This window comes from Streptomyces sp. NPDC030814, assembly GCF_055572155.1.
The window spans coordinates 285,704-297,549 of sequence record NZ_JBVIDX010000009.1; the positions used below are offsets into that span (position 1 = coordinate 285,704).

Annotated in this window: 8 protein-coding genes; 5 read left to right on the forward strand and 3 right to left on the reverse strand. The window is 72.0% G+C overall.

Features of this window, described 5'->3' with window-relative positions; genetic code table 11:
- Nucleotides 1-126: 126 nt before the first annotated feature.
- A complete protein-coding gene (locus ACZ43N_RS21325) occupies nucleotides 127-1,752 on the reverse strand; it encodes a PucR family transcriptional regulator (protein ID WP_468099401.1) in 1,626 nt (541 codons plus the stop codon).
- 240 nt (nucleotides 1,753-1,992) lie between these two features.
- Between ACZ43N_RS21325 and ACZ43N_RS21330 the strand changes: the two genes are divergently transcribed.
- The 3 genes from ACZ43N_RS21330 to ACZ43N_RS21340 are packed head-to-tail and all read left to right on the forward strand — an operon-like array spanning nucleotide 1,993 to nucleotide 7,588.
- Nucleotides 1,993-3,261 carry an aspartate aminotransferase family protein gene (locus ACZ43N_RS21330; RefSeq protein WP_468099402.1) on the forward strand — a complete coding sequence of 423 codons (1,269 nt, stop codon included), beginning with the start codon at nucleotides 1,993-1,995 and terminating at the stop codon, nucleotides 3,259-3,261.
- Entirely contained in the window at nucleotides 3,258-6,152 is a 2,895-nt protein-coding gene (locus ACZ43N_RS21335) for an FAD-binding and (Fe-S)-binding domain-containing protein (RefSeq protein WP_468099403.1), read from the forward strand. The genes ACZ43N_RS21330 and ACZ43N_RS21335 overlap by 4 nt, the downstream gene beginning before the upstream one ends.
- Complete coding sequence (locus ACZ43N_RS21340) at nucleotides 6,149-7,588, forward strand: NAD-dependent succinate-semialdehyde dehydrogenase (protein WP_468099404.1); 1,440 nt, start codon at nucleotides 6,149-6,151, stop codon at nucleotides 7,586-7,588. The genes ACZ43N_RS21335 and ACZ43N_RS21340 overlap by 4 nt, the downstream gene beginning before the upstream one ends.
- A 45-nt stretch (nucleotides 7,589-7,633) precedes the next feature.
- Here the strand turns inward: ACZ43N_RS21340 and ACZ43N_RS21345 are convergent, their stop codons facing one another.
- Both ACZ43N_RS21345 and ACZ43N_RS21350 read right to left on the reverse strand, forming a co-directional pair.
- Complete coding sequence (locus ACZ43N_RS21345) at nucleotides 7,634-8,377, reverse strand: IclR family transcriptional regulator (RefSeq protein WP_468099494.1); 744 nt, start codon at nucleotides 8,375-8,377, stop codon at nucleotides 7,634-7,636.
- 279 nt (nucleotides 8,378-8,656) lie between these two features.
- Nucleotides 8,657-9,403, reverse strand: a complete 747-nt coding sequence (locus ACZ43N_RS21350; RefSeq protein ID WP_468099496.1) for an IclR family transcriptional regulator — start codon at nucleotides 9,401-9,403, stop codon at nucleotides 8,657-8,659.
- Between the two features lie 282 nt (nucleotides 9,404-9,685).
- On the opposite strand from ACZ43N_RS21350, the gene solA reads away from it, so the two are divergent.
- Both solA and ACZ43N_RS21360 read left to right on the forward strand, forming a co-directional pair.
- Nucleotides 9,686-10,825 (forward strand): N-methyl-L-tryptophan oxidase, encoded by a 1,140-nt coding sequence (gene solA, locus ACZ43N_RS21355; RefSeq protein ID WP_468099406.1) that lies wholly within the window; start codon nucleotides 9,686-9,688, stop codon nucleotides 10,823-10,825.
- 18 nt (nucleotides 10,826-10,843) lie between these two features.
- The gene (locus ACZ43N_RS21360; protein WP_468099408.1) at nucleotides 10,844-11,815 is read left to right on the forward strand and encodes a succinylglutamate desuccinylase/aspartoacylase family protein; all 972 of its coding nucleotides are present in this window, start codon (nucleotides 10,844-10,846) and stop codon (nucleotides 11,813-11,815) included.
- Nucleotides 11,816-11,846: the final 31 nt, after the last annotated feature.

Sequence of the window (11,846 nt, forward strand, 5' to 3'; positions counted from 1 at the left end):
GTGGGGGTCTCGCAGGCGCTCCGGGCATCCCGCTATGGGAGCGCTCCCAATTCCTGTTCCGCTGTGGACTGTAGGAGCGCGGCCATGCCCCTGACAACCCTGGTGCAGTGGGTGAGTCCTCCTGCGTCACCGGGCCCGCAGCGCGTCCAGTGCGGCGAGGGCCACATGGAGTTCGGTGCGCTCCTCCCCGGATTCGAGGTCCCGGCCGAGGAGCCGCTCGATGGTGCGCAGACGCTGGTACATCGTTTCCCGGGCGAGACCGCCCCGGCGTGCGGCGGTCGTCTTGTTGCCGGCGGCGTCGAGGTAGTGGCGAAGCGTCGTCAGCAGGTCGGAGCCGTGCTGGGTGTCGTGCACGACGAGCCGGCCGAGCTGCCGCTCGGTGTACTCCTGGATCCGGGTGTCCTCACGCAGGGCGTACAGCAGACGCCGCAGTCCGATGTCGGACAGCTCGTGGAAGGAGCGGCCCTCAGGGCGGGGCGGGTTCGGGGGAGTGGCCTCGGCGACGCGGGCCGCCTCGCGGAAGGAGCGGGCGGTGTCGGCCAGATCCATGACCTCGCAACCGACACTCACGACCGGTCGCGGCTCCCCCTCCACAGCGGTGGCGCACAGGTGCTCGACGACCGGGCGCCAGGGCTGGGCGGGACGCAGGGCCAGCAGAACCCCGACACGGCCGGGCGCCAGCTCACCGACGAGCCCCGCGACGCCGGTCGCGTGGAGCACTTGGAGCAGTCGGGCCTCGGGCTCATGCCCCCCGCCGGCCGAGGGAAGGTCCACGAGGACCGCGACGAAGCGGCTCCGGTCGGCGGGCAGACCCAGCGCGGCACACCGGGCGCGCGCGTCCTCGGCGGAGCGATGGCGCTGTTCGACCAGGTCGCGCAGCGCGTTGCGGTGCGCGGTGCGCTCCCAGGGGGTGGGGTGGATGAGACGGGCCACGGTCAGGGCCATGGCGGTCCGCTCCAGCACGGTGCGGTCCTCCGGCCCGAAGACCTCCCCGTCCGGCCCGGCCGGGAGCATGGCCACCCGGCCCCAGCGTTCGCCCTGGTACTCGACGGGTGCCGTGAGCCAGCCCTCCGGTCCCTGGACCGCCGCACCCTCGTCCGGTCCGGTGGCCCGGGAGCGGTGTTCCCAGCCGGTGAGCGCCTCCTCGACGGTGCTGCCGGACGGCTCGCAGATCAGCGCCTGGTGCACCAGGTTCTCCAGGACGACCGTGCGACCGCTCATCTCCGCCGCCGCGCGGACCACGTCCTCCGGCCCCGCTCCGCGCAGGGTGAGAGCCGTGAACGCCTCGTGCACGCGCTGGGTGCGCCGCATCGCGTCCGCCTGGTTGCCGAGCAGCAGCGCGTGCACGACCTGGGTGACCTCCAGGAAGTTGACGTCCTTGGCCAGGGTGACGAGGGGCAGCTCCCGCACACGGCAGGCGTCGACCAGCGCGTCCGGCGGCCGGTGATAGCGGCGCACGAGTTCGATGACCAGCGCGGCGGCCCCGATGTCGGCGAGTTCGTCGACGTACCGGCGGACACCGGCCGTGTCCTGCGGCAGGGGCATCCCGGTGGTGAGGACGAGTTCACCGCCCTTCAGGAAGGACGCGGGATCGGTCAGCTCCGTGATGTGGACCCATCTGACCGGCCGGTCCAGCTGCGCCTCACCGGCCATGACCTGCGGTTGTCCGGCGGCCAGCACGGGGAGGGCCAGGGCGTCGGCCACGGTGAGCGGACGGGCCGGCCCCTGAGCGGCCCGATGGTTGTCGTTCACGGTGTCTCCCTGGGGTCCCCCGCAACCGTGCAGGCGGGGAGTGCCCGGCCACTGTGACAAGCGTCGCTGACCTGCGCAAGAGCGTTCCGAGGAGGAAAACAACCGGCGCCTTCCCGGTGGCGCTGACACAACGTCCGGATGTCGCGTCCCGCCCGGACACTTCGCGCGTTGGCACCGCCCGGCCCCGCCGAGATGCTCGAAGGGCCGCAGCAGAACGAAGACCGAGGCCGGGAGACGAACATGACCGCACTGTCACCGCACCTTCGCCAGGCCACGCCCGTGGTGGCCACCCGGGGCGAGGGCGTCCACCTCTACGGCGAGGACGGCCGCCGCTACCTCGACTTCACCGCCGGCATCGGCGTCACCAGCACCGGACACTGCCACCCCAAGGTCGTGGCGGCCGCCCAGGAGCAGGTGGCCACCCTCGTCCACGGCCAGTACACGACGGTGATGCACCGGCCCCTGCGGCAGCTCGTCGAGAAGCTCGGCGAGGTACTCCCGGCCGGCCTCGACAGCCTCTTCTTCACCAACTCGGGCAGCGAGGCCGTGGAGGCGGCGCTGCGCCTGGCCCGCCAGGCCACCGGCCGCCCCAACATCCTCGTCTGCCACGGCGGCTTCCACGGCCGCACGGTCGCCGCCGCCTCCATGACCACCTCCGGTACCCGCTTCCGGTCCGGCTTCTCCCCGCTGATGAGCGGTGTGGTCGTCACCCCCTTCCCGGCGGCCCACCGCTACGGCTGGGACGAGGACACCGCGACCCGTTTCGCCCTGAAGGAGCTGGACTACACGCTCCAGACGATCTCCTCGCCCGCCGACACGGCCGCGATCATCGTCGAGCCGGTGCTCGGCGAGGGCGGCTATGTGCCCGCCACCCGCGCCTTCCTCGAAGGGCTGCGGGAACGCGCCGACCGGCACGGCTTCCTGCTCATCCTCGACGAGGTGCAGACCGGCGTCGGCCGCACCGGCCGCTTCTGGGGCCATGAGCACTTCGGCGTCACCCCGGACATCCTCGTCACCGCCAAGGGCCTGGCCAGCGGCTTCCCCCTGTCGGGCATCGCCGCGTCCGAGGAGCTGATGGCGAAGGCCTGGCCGGGCTCGCAGGGCGGCACGTACGGCGCCAACGCCGTCGCCTGCGCCGCGGCCTGCGCCACCCTCGACGTCGTCCGCGACGAGAGGCTCGTCGAGAACGCCGAGGCCATGGGCAAGCGGCTGCGCCAGGGTCTGGAGGCGGTGGCCGACCGGACCCCCGGCATCGGCGACGTACGGGGCCTCGGCCTGATGCTGGCCACGGAGTTCGTCACCGAGGACGGCGCTCCCGACCCCGAGACCGCCGCCCGGGTCCAGCGCGCCGCCGTCGACGAGGGCCTGCTCCTGCTGCTGTGCGGCGCATGGAATCAGGTCGTCCGCATGATTCCGGCCCTCGTCATCGACGAGGCCGCGGTGGACGAGGGCCTCCAGGCCTGGGCCACCGCGGTCGAGGCCGGCACATCGGGAGCGGCACAGCGATGACCGACACCACCACGGCCCTGGAGGGGCTGGTCGCGCGGCTCACCGAGACCGCACCCGGACTGCGGGTGGAGACCGGACCCGGCTCCACCGGTCTCTACGCCTACGACGCCTCCAACTACCGGGTCCCCCCGCGGGCCGTGGTGTTCCCCCGCAGCGCCGACGACGTGGTCGCGGTGATGCGCGCCTGCCGGGAGGCCGGAGTTCCGGTCACCGCGCGAGGCGGCGGCACCAGCATGGCGGGCAACGCCGTCGGCCCCGGCGTGGTCCTGGACTTCTCCCGGTACATGAACCGGATCCTCGACATCGACCCGGTCGCACGCACCGCCCGGGTCGAGGCCGGCGTGATCCTCGACGCGCTGCGCAGCGCCACCGCCCTCCAGGGTCTGACCTTCGGCCCCGACCCGTCCTCGCACAGCCGCTGCACCCTCGGCGGCATGATCGGCAACGACGCGTGCGGCAACCGGTCGGTGCGCCACGGCCGGACCAGCAGCCACATCGAGGCCCTGGAGATCGTGACGGCCGACGGCGTGCGGGCCGTCGCCGACCACAAGGGCCTGCGCGCGGCGGACCCGAGCGACACGGCGGCGGTCCGGCGCGTCGCCCGCCTCCGCTCCGACGTGCGGGGCCTGATCGACGCCAACCTGGCGTCGATCCGCACCGAGCTGGGCCGTATCCCACGCCACGTGTCCGGCTACCAGCTGCACCACCTGCTGCCCGAGCACGGCTTCGACATGGCCCGTGCGCTGGTCGGCACCGAAGGCTCCTGTGCGGTCGTCACCGCAGCGACGGTCCGCCTGGTGGCGACCGCACAGGCCTCCACGCTCCTCACCCTCGGCTACGAGGACGTGGTCGACGCCGCCGAGGACGTCCCCGAGATCCTGCGCTGGAATCCCACCGCCGTGGAAGGCATGGACGAGGCGATCGTCGCCACCATGCGCGCCCGGCGTGGCCCGGACTCCGTGACCGGACTGCCCGAGGGACGGGCCTGGCTGTACGTCGAACTCGACGGCGACGACCAGGCGTCGGTCGACGCCCGCGCCGCCGAACTGCTCGACGTGCTCAAGGCCCAGGGCCGGATGACCGGCGGGCGGGTCGTGCGGAGCTCGCAGGAGCAGCGCTCACTGTGGCGGGTCCGCGAGGACGGCGCCGGGCTCGCCGCCCGCCTCGTCGACGGCGGGGAGTCCTGGCCCGGCTGGGAGGACGCGGCCGTCGCACCCGAGAACCTCGCCGCCTATCTGCGGGACTTCCGCAAGCTGCTGGCCTCCCACGGGCTCACCGGGGTGCTGTACGGCCACTTCGGCGCAGGCTGCGTCCACGTCCGCATCGACTTCGACCTCGCCACCGACCCCGGCCGGGCCGTCGCGCGCCGCTTCCTCGGCGAGGCGGCGACGCTCGTGGTCTCCCACGGCGGCTCCCTGTCCGGCGAGCACGGCGACGGGCGGGCGCGTGGTGAGCTGCTGGAGGTCATGTACAGCCACCGGATGATCCGGACGTTCGCCGCCTTCAAGGAGATCTTCGACCCGGAGGGGCTGCTCAACCCCGGTGTCATCGTGGACCCGGCCCCCCTCGACGCCGACCTCGCGCTGCACACCCCCGCCGAGGTGCTGCCCGTGGAGACGCTCTTCACCTTCCCGCACGACGAGGACGGCTTCGCGGGCGCGGTGCGCCGCTGCGTCGGCGTCGGCCGCTGCCGCAGCGACGCGGGCGGCGTGATGTGCCCCAGCTACCGGGCGACGGGGGAGGAGAACGACTCCACGCGGGGCCGGGCCCGGCTGCTCCAGGAGATGGTGCGGGGCGGGACCGTCGAGGACGGCTGGCGCTCGACCGAGGTGCGTGACGCCCTCGACCTGTGTCTGTCCTGCAAGGCGTGTTCCAGTGACTGCCCGGTCGGCGTCGACATGGCCACGTACAAGGCGGAGTTCCTGCACCACCACTACAAGGGCAGGTTCAGACCCCGTTCCCACTACTCGCTGGGCTGGCTGCCCCTGACCTCGGCCCTCGTCGGATACGTCGCCCGCCCGGTGAACGCGCTGCTGCGCGGCCCGTTCGGCAGGCTGCTCGCCCGCCTCGGCGGGGTGACGGTGAAGCGCCGGATTCCGGCTTTCGCCTCCCGGCACGCGCTGCGACGGGCCCTGCGGCGGGCGAGGACGGGCGAACCGGCGAAGACACTGCTCTTCGTCGACAGCTTCACCCGCGCCTTCCGGCCCGAGGTCGCGGGAGCGGCGAGCCGTGTGCTGGCCGACGCCGGCATCCCGTGCACGGCCCGGGACGGCCTGTGCTGCGGCCTGACCTGGGTCAGCACCGGTCAGCTGTCCGTCGCCCGCCGGGTCATGGCCCGTACGGTCGCCCGCCTCGACGACGGTGACGACCGCCCCATCGTCGTCGCCGAACCCAGCTGCGCCGCCGCCCTCAAGCGCGACGTACCCGAACTGCTCGGCACCGACGCGGCCCGGCGCGTCGCGGACCGCGTCCACACCCTCACCGGAGCGCTGGCCGATCTGGCGGCGCCCGGCTGGACGCCACCGGAGCTGCCGGAGAGCGTCGTCCTGCAGACCCACTGCCACGAGTACGCCACCTTCAAGGGCCGCCACCCCCGCGACCTGCTCGGTCGCCTCGGGGTGCGGAAGGTCGACGAGGCCGAGGGCTGCTGCGGACTCGCCGGCAACTTCGGCTTCGAGGCCCAGCACTACGACACCTCGATGGCCGTCGCCGACCTGGCGCTGAAGCCCCGCCTCGACGCCCTCGACGCCGGGGCACCGGCCGTGGTCGTGGCCGACGGCTTCAGCTGCGCCACCCAGATCGACCACCTCGCCGGTGACCGGGGCGTCCGCGCCCTGCACCTCGCGGAACTGCTCGACCCCGCCGCCGATCAATCTGGAGGAACCCCATGACCGACACACCCACGCAGTTGTTCATCGGCGGCGCCTGGGTCGATGCCGCAGACGGCGCCACCATGCCCGTCGACGACCCCGCGACCGGCGAGATCCTCTGTCATGTCGCCGACGCGGGCCCCAAGGACGCGCAGCTCGCCGAGGACGCGGCCGTCGCCGCGCAGGAGAAGTGGGCCCGTACGGCGCCCCGGGCGCGCAGTGAGATCCTGCGCCGGGCGTACGAGATCATCGTCGAGCGCACCGACGAGCTCGCCCACCTGATGACCGCCGAGATGGGCAAGCCGCTGGCCGAGGCCAGGGGAGAGGTGGCGTACGCGGCGGAGTTCTTCCGCTGGTTCTCCGAGGAGGCCGTCCGCATCGACGGCGGTCTCGGCACCCTGCCCGACGGCCGCAACCGCATGCTGCTCTCACGCCGACCGGTCGGCCCCTGCCTGCTGATCACTCCGTGGAACTTCCCGCTGGCCATGGGCACCCGCAAGATCGGCCCGGCGATCGCGGCGGGCTGCACGATGGTGCTCAAGCCGGCCCCCCAGACCCCTCTCTCCAGCCTGGCCCTCGCCGCGATCCTCAAGGAGGCCGGGCTGCCGGACGGCGTGCTGAACGTCGTCACCACCTCCCGTGCGGGGGAGGTGTGCGAACCGCTCCTGCGCGGCGGGCGGATTCGCAAGCTGTCCTTCACGGGCTCCACGGGCGTCGGACGCCTGTTGCTCGCCCAGAGCGCGGAAGCCGTGGTCAGGACCTCGATGGAACTGGGCGGGAACGCGCCGTTCATCGTCTTCGAGGACGCCGACCTGGACAAGGCGGTGGACGGCGCGATGCTCGCCAAGATGCGCAACATGGGTGAGGCGTGCACGGCGGCCAACCGCTTCTTCGTCCACACCTCCGTGGTGGAGGAGTTCGGGCGGCGCCTGGCCGAGCGCATGGGCGCACTGGTCGTGGGCCCCGGTACCCGGGACGGTGTCGACGTGGGTCCGCTGATCGACAGGACCGGACGGGGCAAGGTCGAGGAGCTTGTGGCCGATGCGGTGGAGCGCGGTGCCCGGGTGCTCGTCGGCGGCCGCACGCCGGAAGGGCCGGGCTGCTTCTACCCGCCGACCGTGCTCACCGACGTCGACCCGGGCAGCCGGCTGATGGACACGGAGATCTTCGGCCCGGTCGCGGCGATCCTCACCTTCGACGACGAGGACGAGGTCGTCCGCCGGGCCAACGACACCCCGTGGGGTCTGGTCGGTTACGTCTTCACCGAGGGCCTGGACCGCGCCCTGCGCGTCAGTGAACGTCTGGAGGTCGGCATGGTCGGCCTCAACACCGGCCTGGTCTCCAACCCGGCCGCGCCCTTCGGCGGAGTCAAGCAGTCCGGGCTCGGCCGCGAAGGGGGCCGGGTCGGGATCGACGAGTTCCTGGAGTACCAGTACCTCGCGGTACCGGTGGGATGACGGCGGCGGCGGTCCGGGGCACCGCCCCTCACCCGGCGCGGCTCCTCAGCGCAGGTGGCGGGCGGTGATCTCCGCGGCCGTGTCGGTCACCAGCCGTCCCAGCTCGGAGAGCCGGCCGGCGTCGAAACGGGAGTCGGGCAGGGAGACGGCCACGGCGGCCAGTGGGACGCCGTCACCGTCGAGGACGGGTGCGGCGATGGCGCAGACACCCTGGATGTACTGGTTGTGGTTGACGGCGTATCCGCGGTCCTTGACGCGGCGCAGTTCCGCACGCAGTTCCCCGGGGTCGGTGATGGTCTGGTCGCCGTAGCCCTCGAACGTGCCCGTCGCGAACGCGTCGAACTCGGACATCGGGAGGTGGGCGAGGACCGCGTGCCCTGCTGCCGTGGCGTGCAGCGGCGAGGTGTCGCCGATGGCGTGGAAGGTGCGTACGGCGTGTGCGCAGTCGACGCGGTCGACGACGACCATGCCGTGCAAGGCGTCGGGCACCGAGAGGTGGATCGTCTCGTTGACTGCGTCGCGCAGCCGGATCATCGGGTCGCGGGCGGCGGCGAACAGGCTGGAGCCCTGCAGTGCGGCCGGTCGTACGGCGAGGACGCGCGCCCCTATCTCCCAGCGGGTGGTGTCCTTGCGGTTGGCCCGCAGCCAGCCGGCCTCGTTGAGCGTGATCAGGGTGCGCTGCACGGTGGACTTCGGGAGACCGAAGATCTTCGTCAACTCCCCGACGGTCACGGGCTGGTGCTTGGCGACCGCTTCCAGGATGCGCAGCGACCTGGTGACGCTCTTCATCTCCATCCGGTGCCCCCTCAGGTCGGTTGGGTTGGTCCTGCCCGGTTCTTGACTCCCTGGTGGAGCCACAGCAAGATCGTGCCGGATTCTAGCATGGCGTTCCACAATATGGCATGCATGTCTGATGTCGGTCCGCCGTCGGTCGGCATCCAGGGGAAGGGGGATCAAGTGCCCGCGCGGCGATGGACAGCGATTGGCCCTGACCAGGCCATACCGCGCCGCGTGGTGCGATCGCCCTGTGTCCGGCTCCCCCCGGCCGGGCACAGGGCGGTGGCTGCGTCAGGCGCCCAGGCGGCGCCGGGCGATCTCCGTGGTCGTGTCGGCGACGAGGCGGCCCCACTCGGGCACCCGGTCCGCGTCGTACCGGGAGTCGGGCATGGAGATGGCCACGGCGGCCAGTGGGTTCCCGTCCTCGTCCAGCACGGGTGCGGCGACGGCGCAGACGCCGGGGCGGAACTGGTTCCGGTTGACCGAGTAGCCGTCGGTGCGGATCCGGTCCAGCTCGGCACGGAGCTCAGCGGGATCGATCGGTGTCGTGTCGCTGAAGCGTTCCAGTCCGCTCTTGAGGAACTCCTCGACGTCCCCCTTCGGGAGGTGGGCGAGGATGGCGCGCCCGACTGCGGTCGCGTGCAGGGGGGAGATGTCGCCGATCGTGTGGAAGGTGCGCACCGCGTGTGCGCAGTCGACGCGGTCGACGACGACCATGCCGTCCAGGGCGTCGGGCACCGAGAGGTGGATCGTCTCGTTCACCTGGTCCCGCAGTCGCACCATCGGGTCGCGGGCGGCGGCGAACAGGCTGGAGCCCTGCAGTGCGGCCGGTCGTACGGCGAGGACGCGCGCCCCGATCTCCCAGCGGGTGGTGTCCTTGCGGTTGGCCCGCAGCCAGCCGGCCTCGGCCAGTGTGACCAGCGTGCGCTGCACGGTGGACTTCGGCAGCCCGAAGAGCTTCGTCAACTCCCCGACGGTCACCGGCTGATGCTGTGCGACCGCTTCGAGGATGCGCAGCGACCTGGTGACGCTCTTCATCTCCATCCGGTTTCCCCCCGTTGATCCCCGGAATTTCTTGTGGACACCCTCTTGACTCCCCTCCGTACCGCTGTCATTGTCTGTGCCAGATTCTAGCACAGCGTTCCACAATGTGGCACGGTTCTCCAGGAGAAAGTCCGAGGGTGAGCCGGAGCACTCCGAGAAGCGGACGGATGCGAGCCGCGGGCCCCAAAGGGTCAAGCCCCCCGTCCAAACCCACTCGAATCGAACATCCTCGCGTCGAGGCCAGCATGCGCCTCGGTGGTACGAAAGGAAAGTCCTGTGTCAGCTGCCAGGAAGCGTGTCGCCGTCGTCGGTGTGGGAACGATGGGCAGCCAGGCCGCCTGGCGTCTGGCCGCCCGCGGCGCCGAGGTCGTCGGATACGACCGGTTCGCCCCCGGCCACGACCGCAGTGCCGGCGGCGGTGAGACCCGGATCTTCCGCAGCGCGCACTTCGAGGACTCCCGCTACGTCCCGCTCCTCAAGCACTCCGACACCCTGTACGAGCAGCTCCAGCAGGAGACCGGCCGCGAACTGCGCCGTCTGACCGGATGCCTGCTCATGGGGTCGACCGAGCACCAGCAGATGGCCACCGTCCTTCAGTCCATCGCCGAGCACGACCTCGACCACGAGGTCCTCGACGGTGAGGCCCTGGCCAAGCGGTTCCCGCAGTACCGGCTCGAGGACGGCGACGCGGCCGTGCTCGACCGGCGCGCCGGCTTCATCCGCCCCGAACTGACCATCCAGACCGCCGCCCGCCGCGCCGAGCAGCTGGGCGCCGTGATCCACCGCTACACAACGGTCCGTGAGATCGTCCCTGTCATGAACGGTGTGGAGATCCGCACCGACGCCGGCAGCCAGCGCTTCGACGCTGCCGTGGTCACCCCCGGCCCCTGGGTCAACGACCTGCTGCCCGGCCTGCCCTGGGAGGTGGACATCCGCCGCCTGGTCAGCGCGTGGTTCGTGCCCACCACTCCCGACGACTGGTTCGGCGAGGAGCGTCCCGCGTTCATCCGCACCGCGCCCACCCACTGCTATGGTCTGCCCTCCCCGGACGGCGTCTCCGTCAAGCTCGGCCTCTCCCAGGCCCTGCACAGGCCCGCGGGCGACCCGAACGCGCTGGACCGCACGGTGCAGCCGGAGGAGCTGGAGATCTTCAGCGAGCTGATCGGCCGCTATCTGCCGGATGTGCACCCGGACCCGACGCGTCTGACCGTCTACATGGAGGGCTACACCGAGAGCAGCCGCCCGCTGGTCGGCCCGCTGCCCGGCGCCGAGAACGTCGTCCTGCTCGCCGGGTTCTCCGGCCACGGCTTCAAGCTCGCGCCCGCCTTCGGCGACATCGCCGCCGACCTGGCGCTGGACGGCTCCTCCGGCCAGCCCATCGACTTCATCTCCACCGTCGACCGCACCGCGGCCTGATCCGAACGAGGTTGAGACATGACCCTGACCATCGGCTCGCTGCGTGCCGAGCCCGGGCAGAAGAGCCGGGGGAGCCTGCCCGCCGACCTCGGCACCACATCGGTGGACGTCCCGCTGATCCTCGTCAACGGGTCCCGTCCCGGACCCAGGGTGGTGATCACGGGAGGTGTGCACGGCGGTGAGTTCATCGGCGTCGACGCCGCCACCCGCCTGGCCGGGCTGCTGGAGCCGGACGAGGTCGCCGGCCAGGTGGTGATCTGCCCCGTGGCCAATCCTCCGGCCGTCTACGGGGGCAGGCTCAACATCTCCCCGCTGGACGGCGTGAACATCAACCGCGTCTTCCCCGGCGACAAGGACGGCGGCCCCACCGACCGGATGGCGGCCTGGCTGTTCGAGAACCTGATCGACGGCGCCGACGCCTACATCGACCTGCACAGCGGCGGCATCGACCAGCACCTGCTCGACTTCGTCGGCTACCGTCTCACCGGCGACGACGAGCTGGACGCGAAGAACAGGGCGATGGCCCACGCGGTCGGATACGAGCTGGTCGTCTTCGGCACCAGCGCCGACGGCGGCAACAGCCACGCCGCCGCCAACCGGCAGGGCGTTCCCGCGATCCTCGTCGAGACCGGAAAGCTCGGCGACCGCGACCCCGCCACCGTGGACAGGCTGCTCGACGCCCTGTACCGGCTGCTGCACCACCTGGGTGCCGTCGAGGCGTCGGAGCGCGTCAGGCCGGCGACCGCGCAGCCGAGTGACTGGATCTGGACCGGAGAGGTCGCCTCCGAGGTCACCGGTCTGTGGTACCCGGACGCGGTCACCGGTGACGAGGTGACCGAGGGTCAGACCATCGGCCGCATCATCGACCCGGTCGACGCCGCCGAGCACAAGGTCACCGCCACCGCCACCGGAACGATCATCTACGGCATGAACGGGCTCTCCGTCCGCCCCGGCACGGAACTCGCCGCCATCGCCACCCCGCACCACTGACGGGCCGCACGTCCGCCGGCCTGCCGACGGG